17 protein-coding genes are annotated in these 21,870 nt (G+C 27.2%); all 17 read left to right on the top strand.

Annotated features, from left to right (window positions below):
* The first annotated feature begins 66 nt into the window (after window positions 1-66).
* The gene (locus ACO409_RS07450; protein WP_485556153.1) at window positions 67-1,041 is read left to right on the top strand and encodes a toxin-antitoxin system YwqK family antitoxin; all 975 of its coding nucleotides are present in this window, start codon (window positions 67-69) and stop codon (window positions 1,039-1,041) included.
* Window positions 1,042-1,093: 52 nt separating this feature from the next.
* Window positions 1,094-2,593 (top strand): hypothetical protein, encoded by a 1,500-nt coding sequence (locus tag ACO409_RS07445; protein WP_485556152.1) that lies wholly within the window; start codon window positions 1,094-1,096, stop codon window positions 2,591-2,593.
* Complete coding sequence (locus tag ACO409_RS07440; RefSeq protein WP_485556151.1) at window positions 2,565-3,542, top strand: toxin-antitoxin system YwqK family antitoxin; 978 nt, start codon at window positions 2,565-2,567, stop codon at window positions 3,540-3,542. Before ACO409_RS07445 ends, ACO409_RS07440 begins: the two co-directional genes overlap by 29 nt.
* A gap of 242 nt (window positions 3,543-3,784) precedes the next feature.
* Window positions 3,785-4,324, top strand: coding sequence for an FHA domain-containing protein (locus ACO409_RS07435; protein WP_314392063.1), 540 nt, complete (start codon window positions 3,785-3,787; stop codon window positions 4,322-4,324).
* A gap of 74 nt (window positions 4,325-4,398) precedes the next feature.
* The gene (locus tag ACO409_RS07430) at window positions 4,399-6,795 is read left to right on the top strand and encodes a PP2C family protein-serine/threonine phosphatase (protein WP_485556150.1); all 2,397 of its coding nucleotides are present in this window, start codon (window positions 4,399-4,401) and stop codon (window positions 6,793-6,795) included.
* 71 nt (window positions 6,796-6,866) lie between these two features.
* Window positions 6,867-8,120, top strand: coding sequence for a hypothetical protein (locus ACO409_RS07425; protein ID WP_485556149.1), 1,254 nt, complete (start codon window positions 6,867-6,869; stop codon window positions 8,118-8,120).
* Between the two features lie 12 nt (window positions 8,121-8,132).
* Window positions 8,133-8,960, top strand: a complete 828-nt coding sequence (locus ACO409_RS07420) for a serine/threonine-protein kinase (RefSeq protein WP_021746692.1) — start codon at window positions 8,133-8,135, stop codon at window positions 8,958-8,960.
* A 129-nt stretch (window positions 8,961-9,089) separates the two neighbouring features.
* Complete coding sequence (locus ACO409_RS07415; RefSeq protein ID WP_485556148.1) at window positions 9,090-11,705, top strand: acetate and sugar kinases/Hsc70/actin family protein; 2,616 nt, start codon at window positions 9,090-9,092, stop codon at window positions 11,703-11,705.
* Complete coding sequence (locus ACO409_RS07410; protein WP_485556147.1) at window positions 11,705-12,904, top strand: efflux RND transporter periplasmic adaptor subunit; 1,200 nt, start codon at window positions 11,705-11,707, stop codon at window positions 12,902-12,904. Before ACO409_RS07415 ends, ACO409_RS07410 begins: the two co-directional genes overlap by 1 nt.
* A gap of 78 nt (window positions 12,905-12,982) precedes the next feature.
* Window positions 12,983-13,804 (top strand): hypothetical protein, encoded by an 822-nt coding sequence (locus tag ACO409_RS07405; RefSeq protein ID WP_485556146.1) that lies wholly within the window; start codon window positions 12,983-12,985, stop codon window positions 13,802-13,804.
* A gap of 401 nt (window positions 13,805-14,205) precedes the next feature.
* Complete coding sequence (locus ACO409_RS07400; RefSeq protein ID WP_485556145.1) at window positions 14,206-15,486, top strand: hypothetical protein; 1,281 nt, start codon at window positions 14,206-14,208, stop codon at window positions 15,484-15,486.
* The gene (locus tag ACO409_RS07395; RefSeq protein ID WP_036060180.1) at window positions 15,476-16,192 is read left to right on the top strand and encodes a hypothetical protein; all 717 of its coding nucleotides are present in this window, start codon (window positions 15,476-15,478) and stop codon (window positions 16,190-16,192) included. The genes ACO409_RS07400 and ACO409_RS07395 overlap by 11 nt, the downstream gene beginning before the upstream one ends.
* 41 nt (window positions 16,193-16,233) lie before the next feature.
* Window positions 16,234-18,090, top strand: a complete 1,857-nt coding sequence (locus tag ACO409_RS07390; RefSeq protein WP_485556144.1) for a ligand-binding sensor domain-containing protein — start codon at window positions 16,234-16,236, stop codon at window positions 18,088-18,090.
* A gap of 3 nt (window positions 18,091-18,093) precedes the next feature.
* Window positions 18,094-19,632, top strand: coding sequence for a hypothetical protein (locus tag ACO409_RS07385; RefSeq protein WP_485556143.1), 1,539 nt, complete (start codon window positions 18,094-18,096; stop codon window positions 19,630-19,632).
* Complete coding sequence (locus ACO409_RS07380; protein ID WP_485556142.1) at window positions 19,613-20,581, top strand: toxin-antitoxin system YwqK family antitoxin; 969 nt, start codon at window positions 19,613-19,615, stop codon at window positions 20,579-20,581. Before ACO409_RS07385 ends, ACO409_RS07380 begins: the two co-directional genes overlap by 20 nt.
* A 54-nt stretch (window positions 20,582-20,635) precedes the next feature.
* A complete protein-coding gene (locus ACO409_RS07375; protein WP_485556141.1) occupies window positions 20,636-20,953 on the top strand; it encodes a hypothetical protein in 318 nt (105 codons plus the stop codon).
* The coding region (locus ACO409_RS07370; RefSeq protein WP_299267255.1) for a toxin-antitoxin system YwqK family antitoxin at window positions 20,940-21,870 on the top strand (931 nt) is incomplete at its 3' end. The genes ACO409_RS07375 and ACO409_RS07370, both read left to right, overlap by 14 nt.

Genomic DNA, 21,870 nt, shown 5'->3' with positions numbered 1-21,870 from the left:
TAAGAGGTATAGGAAGAATAAAAGATGAGATTGGTAAAATTATTGGTGTGGGAGGAGGTAAAATAGATGAAAGTATTCCGAACAAATAGAAGATTAATATTATTTTTCATTTTCTTAATTTTTAATATTACATTAAATGCAATGAAGATTTCTAATATAAAAGGAACAGAAAGATTGAGTAATTATAATGAATTAAAAAATATTGAAGTAGAAAGAGAAGTTGATTATGATAATTATGATAGAAAGGGAGATTATGCTTATGTAAAAGGTGAAAATAAACCTGTGAATGGATTAATTGTAGCAAGAAAAAATAATAAAATAATAGCGTTAATTCCTTATGTTAATGGGAATGGAAATGGAAAAAAGTATGAATATTATGAAAATGGAAAATTAAGAATGGAAATAACGCTTAAAAATAATATAAAAAATGGAAATGCTTTTTCATATACTGCTGATGGGAAATTATTATGTAAAATTCAATATAAAGATGATATAGAAATGTTAAGCGAGTGTTATTATCAAGATAGTAGTTTGGAACAAATATATAAAAGTGTTAATGGGAAATCAGGAATATTAACAAAGTATTATAAAGGAACTAATAAAAAATCGTATATATCAGAAGTAATACAAGATTATAGTGTGAAAGGAGAAATTAATTACATAAAAAATGGAAAAACGACAGTATATGAAAAAAATGGAAACATATTAGGAGAACTTAACTTTAATAATGGAAGTTTACTGGGAGAAAGACAGAAACTGTATAAAAATGGGAAAGTGAAATATGACTTTATAGGAGGAGCAAAAGACATAAAGGATTTGAAGGCAATACGAAGCTATATAGAGTATTTTGATAACAGCGATACTATGAAATATAGCTGTAATGAAGTGTCAACAGGAAACTGGAAATGTAAGGAATATAGCAAGGATGGAAGTTTCAAGCAGGAGGTAGATGGAAGAAAATACGTGTCTGTGAATAATAATCATCACGGAAACATTTGGGTGAACATATTTTTAGGTGCCTGGAACATATTGAATCCTTAGTATTTTAAAAGGGGATAATAAAATCAATAAAAAATGGAGGAGGACAAACTAGATGAAAGCTGCAATATTACTAAGTCCAGTCAATAAGGATGGAGTAAATATAGGATTTTTCAATAAAGTGATGAGGAATTTCATAAAAAATCCGGTTCCATTGGGAGAAGTTATGAATGGGAATGCAGGAGTGAGCGAGATATTGCTGCTTCCTGTATATGTAGATACAGTTGAGTATTTAAAGTACGATTCACAAAATGGAACAAATGGGCCAACGCAATTAATGATGGCAAAGAAGGCGGGAAGTATTTTTGAAGGGCAGTACGACTATTTAAAGTTTCCAGAAAATTCAGTAGTAAAGATAGGCGGAAGAATAGTATTTTTAAGCCTTGACAAGAAAGCAAAAGCGGCAGAAGGAGCAACAGGAAACACGGTAGAGGAGAAGGACTTGACTAATGGAATAAAAGAGTATTCAAAGATGGGTAAGGAGGAGCAGAAGAGATTCAGGCAGAAAACAGGCAAGAAACTGATAGAGTACGTATCAAACCTGACGGCAATAAATCAGTTATCGGAATGGGCAATATCAAATGATACACCGCCGACAGAAGCGGAGCAGAAGAAGGGACAGAACCCTGAGAAAAGGGATCCCTCACAGCCAGCGGATGCATACAGGGGGATAACGAAAAGTCTGACGATAGTGTACTTTAAGGACGACAAGCCAATGGAGAAAAAAGACAGTGCAAGCAAGTGGGACAGTGAAAAGGATGCTGAAAAGGAATATGAGTATGCTGAAATACAGAAGCGGCTAGATGCGATAGAAAAAGAAATAAGCAGTCTTGATGCAAAGATAAAGAATGAACTATATGCAAAAGAGGACAGGGACTTAAAGAAAAGAGCGTTGATAAGCAAATATGGAAATGAAAATGATATGAAGTCAAGGCTTAACACATTGAAAACAGAAATGGATGCGGCAGGTAAAAACAAGGATTTGCTGAACAATGAAAAAACTCGGTTAACAGCGGCAAATGCCAAAGAATCAGATTTAGAGAATGTGGAACTAAAGATAAAAGAGGCAGAAGAGCAGGAAGAATTGCTAAAAACAGAAAAGCAGGACATTGAGGGAGTGCTAAAAAATGATATGGAAGATGAAAAGACATTATCAGAGCTGAAAAAATACAGAGCTCAACAAAACAAGCTGATAGAGGAAAAGGAAGGGATAAAGAAGGACAAGCTCAAGGGGCAGGCAAACTATGAGGCATACAAGGAACAGGAAGACTTAAAGAACTGGACAGAAAGCCTGTTGGGAGTGGAACTGGAAGTACCATTAAGATACATGTATATTCCAGAAGTAGAACTGGTATCCTACAGCGAGGAGATGAACTTATCAGAATCAGAAGGAAGGTTTGAAGTGCTATTGAAGCAGTCGTTCAAGCGAGAACAGTATGTGGAGGTAGGAGATCCGCTGAGCTTAGGTAAGAAGGGATTAGGCAAGCTGATAGGAGGTATTAGTAAGATTTTTGGAGGAAGTAGTGATGGAAAAGTTGTTAAAAAAGGTAAGTAAAAAGTGTACAATTATATTTTTGATTTTAATTTTTAATATTATTTTAAATGGAATGAAGTTATCAGAAATAGAAGGATTAAAAAGTTTAAGCAATTATGATGAGATTAAAGATATTAATGTAGAAAGAATAGTGGATTATAATAACTATGAAAGAAACAAAGAAAAAGATAGAGTTTATGTAAATGGAGAAGATAAACCTTTTACTGGAGCTGCAATAGAAAAAAAAAATAATAGGATAGTAGGTATATATATCTACATAAACGGAAAATCGGAAGGGAAGCATTACAGTTATTTTGATAACGGACAATTGTTACTTGAAACGCAAGAGAAGAATGATAAATCGCAAGGAGAAGGATATGAATATTATCCAAATGGAAATTTAAAAGATAAACGAATATATAAGGATAATATTATAATAGATTCAGTAGAGTATTATCAAAATGGAAAGATAAGAAGAATATTTAAAACAACTGAAGGCTTGAAAGGAATTATAGTAACATATTATGAAGATGGGATACACAAAAGTTCTGAAATGAGTGTAATACAGGATTATAGCATAAAAGATAAAATGAACTATATAATGGATGGAGAATCCACAGCATATGACAAACGAGGACGTATTATGGGAATATTGAACTATAAGGATGGCAAGTTGACAGGATTGGAACAGAAAGTGTTTAAAAATGGGAAACTTAAATATGACTATATTTCAGCCTCGGAAAAGCCGGAAGAAAATGTCAAGGCAAAGGATTTTTTTATAGAGTATTTTGATAACAGCGAGCAGAAAAAATTGGACTGCAAGGAACTGGCAAGCAATAACTGGCGATGTAAGGAATACAGTAAAAATGGTAAATTTAAAAGGGAATTTGATTCACCGACATTTGAGAAACCGAGGGACTGGAGCTTTGGGATAAATGCATTACTAGGGATACTTAATATATTGTTTTAGAAGAAAAAATTAATTTAAAATTAACAAAAAATCAAAAAATATTAAAAATTATTTTTTAGATTGAATTATCACTTAATATGTGTAATAATATCTTTATATAAATTTAGATGTATTAGATAACTTTAAAAAATAAATCAAAAATAAAATTAATATTTTTTGATAATTATTAAGAAAAGTTATAATTTAAGAGTATTAAAGGATATAAATTTTATTAAATTTGTAAATTATTATGGAGGTCTATAATGGCAGAATTAAAAAGATGTAAAAATGGACATATATACGATACTTCAAAATATTCTTCATGTCCATATTGTAAAGCAGAGGGATTAGAAACGGAAGTAAAAGAAGATAAGATTAATTTAGTTGAAGAAATGAATGATGATGATAAAACAATGGCATACTGGGCAAAGGATTCAAGAGTTGATCCTGTGGTTGGATGGCTTGTTTGTATAGAAGGTGCAGATAAAGGAAAAGATTTTAGAATTGTAAGTGAAAGAAATTTTATTGGTCGTGGTGATGAGATGGATATACAAATAAAAGGTGATATGACAATTTCGAGAAAGAATCACTGTTCAATTAGTTACAATCCTAAAGGGCGTATTTTTGTAATTACACCAGGAGATGCTAACGGCTTAATTTATATAAATAATGAGGCTTTATATAATACAAAAGAATTAGGAAGTTTTGATATGATTGAAATGGGAGAAAGTAAATTTGTATTTGTAAATTTATGTGGGAAAAATTTTGATTGGAATAAAGAAAAATCTCAAGTTGAGAAATAAAGAATTACTATATATATAAATAAGCTAGAATAGTTTGTTTTAGGTTATATTTTAACATTTAGAAGGAGATTTTAATGAGAAAGGACGAAGCTAAGTTCGTAACTAATTTTTTCAGTGAAGCAGGAACAAGATCTCAAAATAACGATTACTTTGGCTACGTACAGTTAGATAACTATGCTATTTGGGTAATTTCTGATGGATACGATTCAGAAGAAGGGGCAGCCATTGCTGCAAAGTTAGCGGTTGAATCAGCAGTTGAGTATTTTATGTTACGTCCAAGATTTAATGCGGCTGTTATTAAGGAAATGATGGATTATGCCAATTTAAAGGTTAAAGAAAGACAAGAAGAAACAGAAAGATACTCGTTAATGCACACTTCTCTTTTAATAGTAATTAGTAATTATAATGCAATATTATATGGAAATGTAGGAAATACACGTCTTTATCATATGAGAGGTGGATATATTATTTCTCAGAGCAGAGATGACAGTATTGCACAATTATTAGTGGATGAGGGGGCATTAGATACTAGAGATATAAAATTTCATCGTCAAAGAAATGATTTATTACAAGCAATTGGAGATTTTGGGAAAATAAAACCTAATATAATAAGAACTCCAATTACATTACAGGAAAATGATATTCTCTGTTTAACTACGATAGGGTTTTGGGAAAATGTTGATGAAAGAGAACTTGAAGTGGAGTTATCTCGACAGCCAGATCAGAAAAGTTGGATGGATTCTTTGGAAAAAAGTGTAATTGCGACATTACGGGATGAAGTAGAAAATTATACAATGGCTGCAGTAAAGGTAGAAAAGATTGCTTCTCCAGAGCCAATTGAAAAAGATCAAAAAAGTTTTTGGATAAAGATAGGACTTATAAGTTTGGGAATATTGCTAATTATTTTAGTTTTAACTTTTTGGAATATAAACAAAAGGAACAACATAATGAAAAGGGCTTCAAACTATGAACAACAGGCAGATGATGAATTAGTTAAGAAAAATTTTAATAATTCAGTAGATGATTTAAAACTTGTTATTGGGGAATATGAAAAATTAAAGCCAAAAAGTAAAGGAATATTTGGTTTTTTTGTTAATGCTAATGCAAGACGGGAAAAAATTCAAGATATGATTAATAATGTAAAAAATAGAATTGTACAAACAGAAAAATTGGCAATGGCATTCCAAAATATAAATCAAGGAAATGAATTATTTAATAATGGTAGGTATGATGATGCTACTCAAAGTTATCAATCAGCAAAATTTGCTTTATCTGAAAACTCATACAAAAGAGATGAATTAAATACAAATGAAATCTTAACAACACTAGATTCAAGAATACAATCCGCTTCAAAATTAAAAGAAGCACAGGCAATAGAAACTGCTGGAAATCAAGCCTTTTCTGCAGGAAATTTTAATTTAGCAAAAGAAAATTACAAAACAGCATCAGAAATATATTTAACAAATGGTAGGGCAGATTATGTATCAAGTGTTGAAAGAAAAATTGATGAAATTAATGAAAAAGAAAAAACAGCATATAATGGAGCAATGTTAACAGAAAATAGAGGTGATCTGTTATCAGCATCAGATGCTAATAAATCAAGAGAAGCCTATTATCAGGCAAGACAGATGTATCAAGCTTTGGGAGATACTGTGAAAACACAGGAAATAGATAATAAGATACAGGAATTAAATTCAAAGCAGATGTCTAATATTCAAACGGCAAATAATTTAGTTCAAGAAGGACTTAATCATATAACTGATAATAAACCAGCTGAAGCAATAACGTTGCTAAGTAAAGCAAAAACAATTTATCAGGAATTGGGAGATGCTAATAATGTAGCAAATGTAAATAAATTTATAGCACAAGCACAGGACTATATAAAACTTGAAAGTCAAAAAGATAAACAATTAAAGGATGTCGAGAAAAGATTATCAGATCAATTAAAAGAACAACAAATAAAATCGGCACAACAATTACAAAAGGAAAAAGTACAGGCAGATCAAAGAATTAGAGCAAAAGAAGCAGAAATTGAAGCTCAGAGAGTTGCGATTGAACAAGAAAAACAAAGAAGAGAAAAAATTGCAGAAAATATTCAAAATGCTACAAATTTAGAAATACAAGCAGAGCAGATGTTTAATTTAAAAAGATACACAGAAAGTATAACAAAATATACTGAATCAAAACAAATTTTTGAAACATTAAAATCTTCAGGAGATTTTGATGATCAAACAAATAAGATTGAATATTTATCACAAAAAATATCTAAAGTAGAAGGATATTTATATGAACAACAAGGAGATGAAGAGTATAAGAAAAAAAATTGGCAAGAAAGTATGAAAAAATATCAAATGTCATTAGATGATATGAAATTAGTAGGAGAATCTAATGAAATTCAAAAAAGATTAGAGAAAAAATTGAAAAAAGCAACTTCAAAAGCTAATAAAAAATGGTGGCAATTCTGGAAATAACAAAATATACAAATTTTAACTACAATTATTAGTTTAAAATGTTTATCTTACATTTGAAAGGAGGGATTAATTTGGACGAAAAAAAAAGTAAATATATCACATATTTTTTTAAAAATTATGCAGGAATTGCAGAGAAAAATACTTATTCAACATACATTCCAGAAAGAGAAAGAGGATTTTGGTGTTTAATCGTAGATAACGATATGAATGAAAATTTTGCAAAAATAGGAGTTGAAGAAGCTGTCAGATATTTTTTTGAAAATAATGAATTTTCACAAGAAAATGCGACAAATATTTTAAATGCTGCATATAAAAAAATCATAGAAAGAAAGCTGAAAAAAAATAGAGAAAATGGTGAAATTTCTATTTTAGTTGTTCTTATAAATGAAAATAAAATGATGATTAGTAATATCGGAAATACAAGATTAAAACTATTCCGTGAGAATATGATTGTTGAAGATATAATTCGTGATGAAAATAAAACAATTCAGTTGTTAAAAGATGATTATGCTTTGTTGGGGACACCAAAGTTTTGGAAAGTTATAAATGACAATAATATATCAGATGCTTTAATTCGTTGGAATAGTAAAATTGAAATTGAAAAGAATATTAGTGAAAAAATAGAGGAAATTGAAAAATTAGAAAGAATGACAATACCATTTATGTCTATTTTTGCTGAAAGAATAGTTGAAAAAGAGGAAATCATTATTGTAGAAAGACAAGAACAAAAAAATCCTTTAAAATATCTTCTTTTAATGCTTATATTTTCTTTTACATTTATAGCTATCAACAAAACATTAGTTTTAAAAAAATATGAAAATGAAGCACAAAAACATTTTGATATAGCAGACAAATATTATAAAGAAGAAGATTATAGTAATTCTGTTAAAGAAATTAATATGGCACTTGATTTTTATTCTAAAATTAAACCTCAAAATAAAAAAATTACTAAAAAAATTGAAGAATTAATATATAAAAAGAAATTAGCAAATATTAATGAACAAAAACTATTTGAAAAAATTGAACAATCAAAGATAATTGAACAACCTGAACCAGTTATAAAAACTGCAGATATTGTTATAACTCCTGAAAAAAAAGTAACACCAAGTTTGGAAATAAATGAACAAGATAAAGAGGTTTATAAACCTAAAACCATAAGAAAAAGAGTAAAAACCAAAAAAAAATTACATAAGAAAACAAAAAGTACTATACATAAGAAAAGAAAAAAATATAAAAAAACTTTAGTAACAAATGATGATTTAAATCAGGAAATTAAAAGAAATTGGAAAATACTTGGAAGAGATGATAATGGAAATAAAGTTTAGAGGGAGAATAAAATGGATTTTTTACCATTAGAATATAAATTAAATAGAAAATATAAAATTGAGAGTTACGTTTCTAAGACGGACTTTTCCAATGTATACTTATCTTCTTATGGAAATAAACAATACATCGTAAAGGAATGTTTTCCTTCAAAATTTGTTATTAGAGATAATAATGTTGTTTTTACTGACAGGTATCAAAAAAATTTTAAAATGCTTAGAGAAAGTTTTAATAGAGAAGCTGATGTATTGAAAAGATTTAATAATGACAGTATTATTAAATTAAATGAATACTTTGAAGAAAATGGAACGATATATTTAATAATGGAATATTTTAAAGGGAGAACTTTGAAAAAATATATATTAGAAAATGATGTTTTAGAAGAAGACATTGTAAAAATATTTCTTAATATTTTAAAAACAGTAAAAGAAATACATAATAAAAATGTCGTACATCGTGATATAAAGCCATCAAATATTTTAATTAATGGGAAACATAAAATTAAAATTATTGATTTTGGTTCAAGCATTATAGATAATGAAAAGAATGGAACGTATATAAAAGTAACAGATTGCTACTCTCCTCTTGAAATGTATTCTTTAAAAGCAGAAAATGATGTAAGGACAGACATATATAGTTTATGTGCATTACTTTATTTTATGTTAAATAAACAAAAACCAATGGATGTATTAAAAAGATTTTATTATCCTGAATTACTTTATGAAAAAGAAATAGACGAACTGCTAAAACAAATAATTTCCAAAGGGCTATCTATTGATAAAAATGAGCGGTATTCTAGTTGTGAAGAATTGCTTGAAGAATTAGAAAAAGTAAAAATATAAGTTTATAATAAAATCATTTTAAAATTAAAAATTTTGATTTTATTATTTAATGTTAGATTTGTCTAATTTTTATTAAAATTTATTTTGGTGAATTTGAAAGTATTGTAGACTTTAAAGAAAGGAAATTTAATGAAACTATTTTACGAAGAAGAATTAAGAAGAAAATCATATTATGAGATGTATCAAATTGCTATTGAAGAAAAATTGGTAGAAGTAAGGGTTGATACGCCTACTAGAGAAGAGTTGATAAAGATTATACTAAAATATCGTGGAGCTAAACCAGATTACTGTATCAATAAGTATAATGAAAATGGATTGGTAAATGTTCAGGAATTATTTGATGAAGAATTAAGAAATAAAATTCATCATGAAAACAGCATTAGGGTACCACATAAAATTATTTTTTATAAGGAATTAAATTTAACTAGAGAAGATAATTATAAAATAGTATTGCCCGATCATATAAGTCATGCAAATGCCTTTTTAATAAATGCAAATAATTATTTGTGTGGAATTTTTCAATTGGAAAAAGATTTGAGTTCAAAAGATGCTTATTATTTAACAAGCAAAAAGGAATTTTTTAGAGTAGATGATTTAACCAATAATAAATTTTCATTGTTATTTTTTGAAGAAAACGATTTGAAATTTATTTATAAATTTTATAACCATAAAGATAGTGATATATATCCAGTATATCCATATAAACTTGATTATTACAAGGTTGAACTTGAAAATTTTGAAGTAAGGGAACTTGAATACACAAATGCAACTTTATGTATTGATTTTGGAACAGTAAATACAGCAGTTGGAGCATATTTAGATAGAAATTATGTAAAAAGTTTACCAACTAATGACATTTTAAATGGAAATATTAAGATTAATGAAATTAATTATGTTAAATTTAATGATGGCGAAAGAAATTATCGAGAAATATTTCCAACCTTAGCTTATGTTGAAGATTGTAATGATAGAAGCAATATTGAGTACTCTTTTGGATACGATGTATTAAGAAAATTGGAAATGAATGATTATGTTGTAACTGGTTCATTATTTTATGGATTGAAAAAATGGGTTCATGATCATCAGGTGGAAGAAAAAATTAATGATGAATTTGGAAATATAACTTATGTAAAAAGAAAAGAAGTTATAAAAGCCTATTTAAAATATGTTGTTGATAGAGCTGAATATACCTTTAAATGTAAATTTAAAAAAATACATGCTTCAAGTCCAGTAAAATTAAAGGAACAATTTTTAAGTATGTTTCAGGAAATTTTTACAAATGAAAAAGATGGAGTAAAAGAATACGAATATGAAATTATTCGTGAAAATGCAATGGATGAAGCGATTGCTGTGTTATACAACACGATTGAGATACAAATCCGTAATGGAAATTATAGGGAAAAAGAGAAATATAATGCACTAGTTATTGATTGTGGTGGTGGAACAACAGACTTAGCTGCTTGTAGGTATGTAATTGAAAATGGAAGAGTATCTTATTATTTGGATATTAAAACAAGTTTTGAAAATGGTGATGAAAACTTTGGTGGAAATAATTTAACATATAGAATTATGCAATTTTTAAAAATAGTATTAGGAGCAAGTTATTCAAACAATAAAATTTTATCTATAAATGATTTAATAGAATATGATAATGATATGATTTATAAGGTAATTGATGAATTTGGTGTAGAAAAGATTTTTGAAAAAATGCAACAAGAGTATGATAAGTATGAAAAAATAATTCCCACTAAATTTTCAAAATTTGAAAACAAGATGAGTGATGAATATAGAAAAATTAGAAATAATTTTTATATGTTATGGGAAGCTGCTGAAAATCTGAAGAAGGAATTTTTTACTACTGATGGTAGAATCAGAACTCGCTTTGATGTAACAGATAAGTATGAAACAGGAAATGATATACATATTACAAAATTAAAAGCGTGGAAATTACATATTTATGAAAATGATATTTTTAAAACAATTACTGAATACCCAGAAATAATTTTTACAATTAAAGAAATTGAAAAAATTGTGAAAGCTGATATTTATGGAATGCTTAGAAAATTTTTGAATACATATTATAAAGAAGGGGTATTATTTGAATATTCATTAATCAAATTAAGTGGGCAGTCAACTAAAATTAGCACTTTTCAGGAAGTGTTAAAAGAATTTGTGCCAGGAAAAATGATAGAATACAAAGAACTTAGCCATCGTGATGATTATGAATTAAAATTGAACTGTCTTGATGGTGCAATAAAATATTTAGACTATAAACGTTTTGGGCATATGGATGTAAAAATAGAAAATGAGGTTCCACTTGTTCCATATTCTGTTTGGGTTGAAAAATATAATGGTGAGTTAATTGAAATGTTAAGAACTTCTAGAAAAGCTAAAATATTAAGAGGGGATATTGATAAATCAGTTACTGCTGAAGAGTTAAAAATTTACGTTCATAATGCTGAAGGTGAATTGAAAAAAGAGTTAATTTACAAAAATGAGGAAGATTATGTCGAAAAAGATGCAGAGGTTATTTTACCAGAATTTGAAGGAATAATTACACAAGATGACACAGATACAATTAAAAATAATACTGTAAGATTTTTTATATACACTGATTCAAATAATTGGGGATTTTTTGTGTTTCCAATACAACGTAAAAATGATCAATTATACTTAGGGCGTAAACAATATTTCCCATACGAAGATAATTTAAATGAAATTTCATATTTTGATGGAGAACATTAATGAAAAAAAATGATAATGTTATATGGCTATTACCAACAATATTAATATTTGTAGTTCTTTTGATGATAAAGTTTTGTACTCCAAGACTTAATGACAAGTTTATTGTTGAACCAATTAAACGAGAAAATTTAGAGCTCTTTATTGACACACAAGGTAAAACTGAAGCAAAAGACTTTGTTACAATAGGATTAAACATACAATTAGGAGTTGACAAAGTTTATTTTAAAGAAGGGGATAAAGTTAGTAAAGGTGATGTAATAATTCGCTTTAGTGAATATAAAGAAAAAGAGTTAGATAATAAATTAAATGACAGACGTGAAGCTCTAGCTGTAAAACAATCTCAATTAAGATATTTAATAGAACAAGAAAAACAAAAAGTAGATGTAAGTCAACAAATGCAGCAACTTAGAGGAGAAGTAGAAGCATTACAAATTGAAGCAGCAAAACTTCTTCAGGAAAAACAATTAGTTCAAAGGGTAGTTTTTAGTCCAATTGATGGATATATTGTAAAAATAAATGTATTAGAAGGTGGTGTAACAGACGCATCTGCTCCTGTTTTGATATTGGCTAAAAGTTATGATTTAAAAATTACAAGTGATCCTGTTAAGTCAGAAAAGTTAAAATACATTACTATTGGAAATGAAGCAAAAATTCAGTCAACAAGTTTAAAAAATTCAAAAGATAATCGAGATGGAAATTCTAACACATTCAATGCTACACTATATAAAATTAATGATATTGGTGTGGATAACTTAAAAACTTTAGAATTTTTAACAAATTCATTTCAGAATCTTGTTTTAAATGAAAAACTAAATATTCGTCTTTACTATCAAAAAAGAGAAAATGTTTTAACAGTTCCTTTAACGGCAATTGTAAAGAAAAACTCTAAAGCTGGAATAAAATGTTATGTTTATTTTATTGATAAAGACAATAAAGTAACGGAACAAGAAGTTCAAATAGGTATTAATAATGGTGAAAAAATAGAAATTTATGGTAATGGAATAAAAGAAGGACAGGAAATCATTGTTAATCCAAATGAAAAATTACAAAATAATATAATCGTTCAACGTCGTAGTCTAGCAGATGAAAAGCGGGAAAGAGAAAAAAGATTATCAAAATTAGAAAAAGATGATAATAAAAAAAAGGAAGAAATAGAAGAAATTGAACGAGAGATTATTAGACTGAAAAAAGAAAAATAAGAGCTAGGATAAGATTTTTAAGAATTTAAACAAATAGCATTAATTAAAAAATATTCTAAAATAATAGTGGAGGTTTAAATGTCTGAAAATACAAATAAAGACAAAATTGAAAATTTAGATTCATTAATGGTAAAAAGAAGTAACTTTAATATAGTTAATTTTATTATACATAAGGAAATGAAATTATTTCTTTATATATTATTATTTTTATTATTTTTGTTGTTTATGACTTTTTCTTCTTTAAGAAATATTGAATTTTTAAGAGATATTATAACAAGTGACTGGATAGCATTGGGAATGGCAATATTTTTTATATTAGGTTATTTTTTAAATTTAAAGATAATAGACAAGAAGATGGATAAGATTTTAAAAGAAAATGGAGTAGGAATAAATGATGAGTTAAAAATAAAGTGGTGGTGGTTTTTCTTAAATCCTTTTACAGAAAGTTATAAACTGAATAAAAAAATAAATATGGCTTTTGAAAAAGAAATAAAAAAGAAATATAATTTTGAAAATTTTTCAAAAGATGTTGCTAAAACTGAACTAGGTAAAAGGATAAAAAAAACTTTGTCAAGAAAAACAATAACATTTGCGTTGTCATTAAAAAATGGGGGATTTTTATTAATAGCAACAAGTTTTTTAGGATTAATAAACAACTACTATTCAAATATAATGACATTAACTGTTAATAGTAAAGGTAATTATGATGAAACATATGGAGCTGTTATTAGAAAATTAACAGAAATATTTTTAGAAAATTCCCAAATTTATCTAATAATAGCAATGTTAATATTTTTATTTGTAATTTGTCATAGAATTTTTACGAATAATATACTGTATTCTGATGAATTAGCAAAATTATATGATGTAGATGATTTTTTGAATACTTTAGAAAATTAAATATATAAATTTTTTTAATTAATGCTATTTGTATAAATTTTATAGCTGCATTCTTTCTTATTATATTTTATATAAAATATATTGATATAAAAAGTATTTTTAGATTATAAATTTAGAATTTGCTTAAAAATTATTAAAATAATCAGTAATATATTTATTAAAAGTTTTTAGTTTTTTGACAATTTAATAACTATACATTAGGCTGTCTTGTAAGTACGAGATAGTCTTTTTTTATATTATTTCCCTTTGAATAGTGGATTTATTATGAATTTTAAATTGCATAACTATTTATCAAAGGGGGACTGTAGAAATTAATAAAAAATATAAATTGGATAAATTAAAAAAAAGTTGTATAATATAAACATTTAAAAGTTTATAAAAGATAGAGAAAAGAGGTAAAAATGAAAGACTTTGATAAAGTGATGAAAAAAGAGATGTTGGATTTTAAAAATGATATGTTAAGACATTTTTTTAGAGATAATTTTTACGATAACTTTAATGACTTGAAAGAATATATTGAAAATAGAATTAATGAAATAGAAAATAGGGAAAGAGAAACTTCAAATGAAATTAAAAATAATCATTTTATCTGTATGACGGTTATGAATGAAAAGGAATATAAACTTAATGATAATTTATTTACAGTAATTTTTAGTGAGGATTTTATAGAAAAAGATATAAAAAATTTAAATATGAAGGATATAATGCTAAAAAGAAATAGAATTTTTCAAACGATATATATGGAATTGACAGAAAATGAAGAAAAGGAACTAAAAGATAGAAAATTTCAAGGATATATTGATGACTATAATAAAAAAATACCAATTACTTTTAGATTAGAAAAGTCTTCTAAATATGATAAAATTATTGAAAATCTATACTATATTTTTCAAAAAAATGGATTAGAATGGAAAACAGTTAATTCATATTATAATGATAATTTTTATAATTTAATAATTGATGAATACAACAGGGAATTTTTGAATATGGATGAAATATACGATATGAATTATGATTTGGAAGAATTTGAAGAAAAAGCTAAAAAAGATTGTTTTTTAGTATGGAATATAAATAGAAAAAAAGTAAATTCTTGGGACTATGTATTACCATATGAAAATAATATTGTATATAGATATAAGCTGGATTATAAGGGAAATAATAATATTTTAGTAAATCATAAAAGAGGCGGGGAATATTTTTCTATATACAGAGGAAATGATGAAAATATAAATGTTCTTTCTGATGAATCTCTTGATGATGATTGGGAAATATGGGAATTTTTGGATATAAATGGTATTAAGAGAAAAGAAAGTGAATTAAAATTTAAAATCCATTCTAATATACAAAAAAACAATGAAATAACAATTTTAAAAAGAATTAGGACAAGAGCAGAAATTAATAGATTATTTTCATCATATGAAACACTAGATAATATAGTGCTTAAAGATATAGGTATTGAAACATTGAAAAACAGAAAATATTTAAAACTGAAAAAATTAAACCATTTTATAAAATATGATTTTGACTTGGATAAAAATTTAAAGCAGGAAATTATACTAAAAATAGAAAAAAATAATATGGATAAAAGAGAAATGGTAAAAAAAATGGAATATTTAGTAAGTGAACTTGAATACATATATCCAGAATATATATTTAAGGTGGTTGATGATTATGATGAATAGAAAAGAAGAGTATAAATATATTTGGAAAGTGATACAAGATATACGAAATAACTCTCAAAAAACAGAAAATATAAAATTTTTGATACCAAAAGAAAAAATATCTTCCTATATGGAATTAAATGATGGTAAATTAAACGCAATAGAGATTGATAAAAATGAAATTGAAGTAAATCCGTATGTGAGATTTAATAGTATTTTTAATAGTTTAAACGACTATTTAATAGAAGAAGAGGAAATATTGGAAAAAGCGATAAACAATATTATGTTTCATCTATTGGCAGAGGTTGATTTGCAAGAGGGAATAAACTATAAATATATTATTTTAAAAAAGTATATAGAATTAATGGAAAATGGATATTTTGGTGAGTTTGTAAAAAATAATATAAAGTATTTTTCTAAAACTGAAAAAATGAAAATTGCTAGATATTTAAAAGTTTCTTATGAAACAGATGATTCATTATATGTTTTTTGCAAAATTCTTAAAATAATATTTAAAGACAGTATATTTTATAGGTATAGATATGAAAAGAAAAAATATTTGTTTTATATAAATGCAAAAAAGAATAAAGCTAATAAAAGAAAAGTAAAAGTTCTTGCAGAGTTGTTTTTACCAATGGAGTATTTTCCAAAAGTAATGTGGGAATATCATATTGGGGTAATTGGTGTAGAAGAAACATTGAAAATTGGAGAAATGTTAATAATGTAATTTTAAAATTAATAAAAATAAAATTAGAAGGAGGAAACTAAATGCCAGAAATTGAAAATAATGAAACAAATGTTGTAACTGAAAATGCAGGTATGGGAACAAATGGAGATTTTGGAGATAATGCAGGTGATGATTCTACTTCTGTTAATTCTAGTAGTAGCGGGATAAAACCGATTACAATTGAAAATAATGTAAGTGCAGGAAATACCAAGTATATGTCAGTTGCAAATAGAGTTCAGATATTTATTGGGAGCAAAAAAGAAGAAAGAGGGTATATTCAATTACAAAATTTTAAAATAAAAATAACAAATAAAATGATGGAACATTCAATAATGGAAGCGGAAATGAAAATTGATAAATTTGATAAATTTACGAGAGAAAAAATTGATGAACTTCTCATTCCTGAAAATAAAGACTTTATGTTTAATACTAAATATTTTATTGGTGTTGATTTGGGAAATGAGAAAAATGAAGTTGAAAAAACATATTTTTATGGATTAATTACAAAAGTTGAAGGTACAATATGGGATACAATAACAATAACTGCTGTATCAATAACTAAACTAATGGATAGAGTTCCAATGTTCATAGATTATAAAACTGACTTTACAATAAAAGATTTTTTAGATTCCTTTAAAGAAAAAATCCGTAATTATTATGGAAATGAAGCAAATGTTTCAACTGAGTTAAGAGGGTATCTAAATTTTAAATGGAATATTATAGAGAATAATGAGCCATTTTTAAATTATAAGAAAAAAAGATTTGTACTGCAATATAATGAAACATTTTGGCAATTTTTGATAAGATTTTTATACTATGAACTTAAAATCCCGGTATATATACAGGGAAGAAATTTGGTAATAGGCTTTGAAGCACAGAAAGAAAGTTCTAATAAGAAAGAAGAGCCTATTAGATTAAATAAAAATATGCCAATTTCAGAATATTTGGAATTAGGAACATATTATAAAGGATATTGTATAAGTGAAAGCAAAATTGTTATAAATAGTTTGACAAAAACACAGTATTTTTATGAGAGTAAGACTATCTCAGAGATTAAAACAATTTCTGAAAAAATAAAAGTGGAATTTCCAAATAGTCTGGAAGGGAAAGTTAAAGATGCTGTAAATATAGTAGTGTCAGATGAAAAAATACAGGAAGAATACTTACAAAATCAAGAAAAACTGAAGGAGATTGAAAATGCGGAAACGAATTTAAAAAATGATATTATAAATTTACAGGATAGTATAGAAAATGAAACGGAAACAGAAGAAAAAGTAAAGAGAAAGCGAGAAGAACTTTTAAAATTAGAAAAGAGCAAAGAGGAGTATTCTAATAGAGGAAATGGGGAACTTGATGAAAATGAAAATAAATTTATATCAGAGAAACGGCAAGAATTGAAAAAAAAGCAAAAAGAAGTTGCAATGTTAGAAGCTGATAAAAAATTTCATCAGGAAAGAACTGAAAAAATAATTGAAAAAGGGGAAAGGATAGGAGTATACGTTGATTTTTCACAAATGTTGATAGATGAAGGGAAGGAGGCTTTAAACTATCGTGAAGAGGTTGAAGGGAAGGAAAATGGAACAGTAATTATGAAGAATAATCAAACTGAAATAAACAGCTACTATCCATTTCCCATATTAATAAATACAGGATATTTAAGTGGGACATCAACAGTTGTAATACCAAGTGAAAAGGAAAATGTAGTAGTGGAGTTTAGAAATATACGTGATGGCTATGTAATTGGAGCATTGGCAAATGATACTAGAAAAGATATAGAAAAAAGAAAAGTAGTGCTTCAAGTGGCAAAAGTGGAAATGAATGCTCCACAAGTAAATGTGGAGGCAACAAAAGTAGAAATGAATGCAAATGATATAGATTATAATTTGAAGGGAGAATAGTATATGAGAGCATATGTAATGTTTAGTGAATTTAAAGGAGAACAAACTAATAATGTAAATCACGATATGGACAACATAGGTGAAACATTAAAAGAAATTGGAAAAGGATTGATAACAACCAATCCGCTTCATAGCAGGATAGAAATATTTCCAGTATTTGTAAATGAAGTAGAATTTTCAAAGGCAGAAGCAGCATCTAACTTACCATTGATGGTTTTAATGAGTGGAAAAAACACAATGTTTGAAAATAGATTTAATGACTTGCAGTTCATAGACGGGACAGTAATAAGAATCAAAGGGAAAATAACTTCACTTGACTTAGACAAGGAAAAAAATGGAATAGAATTACCAAAGGAAGAAAAAAAGGGATTGGTTGAAGATTTACTAAGTTACGATAAATTAGGTTCAAATGGTAAAAAAAGATTTAGACAGCTAGCGGGAAAAAAGATAATAGAATATATGTCAAATTTACAAGTGATAAATAAGCTGAACAAATGGGCAACAGGTGAAATCCCAAAAGAACCAACAAAATCAATGCCTAAAGCACTGCCTTTAGCTGCAAATTCCCAAACTCAGTCAAGCATACCAAAACCTGCATTGTCAAAAATAAGAAAAAATATGTTAATAGTATATTTTAATGAAACAAAACCAGTAAAAAAGGAACTTTCAGATAAAGTAGATGAATGGAAGGATGAAGGACAAGCGGCAGAAGGACTAAAAAGACAGGAAATAAATGCAAAAATAACAGATATAAATGCAAAACTTCAGGAACTGAACAAAAATATGGCAGCAGAATTCAAAAATGCAACAGACAGATCATCAGAAAGAAAACTGGCACTCTCAAAATATAAGGATGAAGCAGGAATAAGAGCGGAAATGGAGAAACTGAAAGAGGAATATAGAAAAAAATACATAGAATTAGCACCATTAGATCTTGAAATACAAGGTTTAGCAAATGAGTTAAATGGGATCACTCCTTTAACAACACCATTGACAGAAAAAGAAAAAGAAAAAAAGGCAAAGGAAATACAAGATAAAACAGCATTAAAAAATAAATTGACAAACGAAACGGATAGTATAGATAGTCAAATAAAGAATTATGAAACAATACTAAACTATGAAGCAGAAAATGAGAAAACCCTAAAAGAAATAGAAGAATACAAAAGAAAACAAAAGGAACTAATAAAAGAAAAAGAAGGCTTAAAAGAGGAAGTAGACAAAATAAACCGTGAAAACAAGGCAAAAGACAACCTAGAAAGTCCAAAAGAGTTTGCAGAAAGCGTATTTGGAGTAAGTTTTGGAATCCCAGTAAGATACGTGCGAATCCCCGAAGTAGAAGTAGTAAGCTACAATGAGAAACTAATATTAAGCGAATCATCAGAAGGAGAGTTCGAGCTAGTAGTTAAACAAAGTCCAAATTCAGTAAACAGAGTTGAAGTAGGAGATCCAATATATTTCTTAGAGAAACAGTTTAAGAATGTGCTTTCGGATAGTGTTTCTGTGCAGACTGGAGGAAAAAATAGTGGTCAAACTAAAGAATAAATTAAAATTGTTAATATTATTTACTTTATTAATGTTTCCTCTCAAAGCAGTGTATTTAAATGAAATTGATAGAATAAGAAGATTAAGTAATTATGATGAATTAAAAACTATTGAAGTTGAAAGAATAGTGGATAGAAGTAAAATAAAGAGAAATAAAGCTGAAGATAGAGTATATGTAATAGGTGAAAATAAGCCATTTACAGGTTCTGCAATTGTAGGTTTAGATGGTAATAAAAATATAAAAGGAATCTTATTTTATAAAAATGGACATTCTGAAAAAGAGGTATATGAATATTATCCAAATAATCAACTACAGTTAAGGATTTCTCAAAAAAATGATAAGAACGATGGAAAAGTAATAGAATATTATATAGATGGGAGAATAAAAGCGACGAGATATTTTAAAGAAGACATTATACAATCTGATATTGAATATAGAGAAAATGGAACAACACTTAGAAGTTTTAAAATGACTGAGGGCTTAAACGGAATATCAACTGTATATTATGAGAATGGAAAAGACATAAAATCAATTGCAGAAGTAACACAGGATTATAGCCAGAAAGGAAGAATAAATAATATATTAAATGGCAAATTAAAAGTGTATAGTAAACAGGGACAACTACAAGGTATTTTTAATTTTAAAAATAATTCAATGGCAGGACTTTCTCAGGAGATTTATTATCCAAATGGAAAGGTAAAATATTATGCGATAGCCAAAGATAACAATCAAAAAAATCCGACATTTACCCAAAAAGCCATTTCATACTATGATAATGGACAGGAAAAGGAAAACTGTGATGAAGTTGACAGTGGAATGTGGATGTGTAAAAAGTATGATAAGAATGGGAAGTTTAAAGGAGAGGTACAAAAAGGTGGGCAACCGATAGAAACAAGTAATTTTTGGGCTAATTTCTTTATGGGGGTATTGAATATATTATTTCAGTAGGGCTTTTTGGCTCTGCTGATTGTTGAGGTTTTGAGTGAAAGGAGTGGAAAGAAGATGATATTAGAAAACAAGGCAAAAGACAACCTAGAAAGTCCAAAAGAGTTTGCAGAAAGCGTATTTGGAGTAAGTTTTGGAATCCCAGTAAGATACGTGCGAATCCCCGAAGTAGAAGTAGTAAGCTACAATGAGAAACTAATATTAAGCGAATCATCAGAAGGAGAGTTCGAGCTAGTAGTTAAACAAAGTCCAAATTCAGTGAACAGAGTGGAAGTGGGAGATCCGATATATTTCTTAGAGAAACAGTTTAAGAATGTGCTTTCAGATAGTGTTCCTTTGCAGACTGGAGGGCAAAAAAGTAATGAAATTAAATAAAAAAATAATAATATTTTTTATTTTGGTTAGCAACTATTTAAGTGCTGTAAAATTATCAGAAATCCCTCAATTAAATAAATTAGAGAATTATAATGAATTAAAAAATATTGAAGTGGAACAGACAGTAGATTATGATAATTATGATAGAAATGGTAAATATGTGTATGTGCATGGTGAAACAATTCCATTTTCGGGCGTAGCAATAAAAAGGAATAAAAACAGTATAACAGGATTATATTTTTATAAAAAAGGAAAGGCAGAAGGTATTATATATGAATATCATGATAATGGGAAACTTCGATTGATACAAAAATATGTAGACGATAGTGCTGAAGGAAAAGCAATAGAGTATTATTATAGTGGAAAAATACAATCAGATAGATTTTATAAAGACAATGTATTGCAAATAAGTACAGAATATAAACAAAATGGGACAATATTCAGAACATATAAAGTAATAGATGGATTAAATGGAATAAGAACAGTATATTATGAAAATGGTAAGGATATAAGTTCAATTGCAGAAGTAACACAAGATTACAGTCAGAAAAAAATGATAAACTATCGATTAAACGGGAAGCTAAAAGCATATGACAAACAAGGTCATTTAAAAGCCATCTTAAATTTCAAGAATGACTCAATAGCGGGACTTCCTCAAGAAATGTACTATCCAAATGGTAAATTAAAATACTATGCAATAGCAAAGGACAATAATCAAAAAAATCCAACGTTTACAGAAAAAGCAATTTCATATTATGATAACGGACAGGAAAAAGAAAATTGTGATGAAGTTGACAGAGGAGTGTGGATGTGTAAAAAGTATGATAAAAATGGTAAATTTAAGGGAGAAGTACAGAAAGGGGGACAGCCAATAGAAACAAGTAATTTTTGGGCTAATTTCTTTATGGGGGTATTGA

Source organism: Leptotrichia sp. (assembly GCF_057270615.1).
This window is presented reverse-complemented; position numbering and strand designations above follow the sequence as displayed.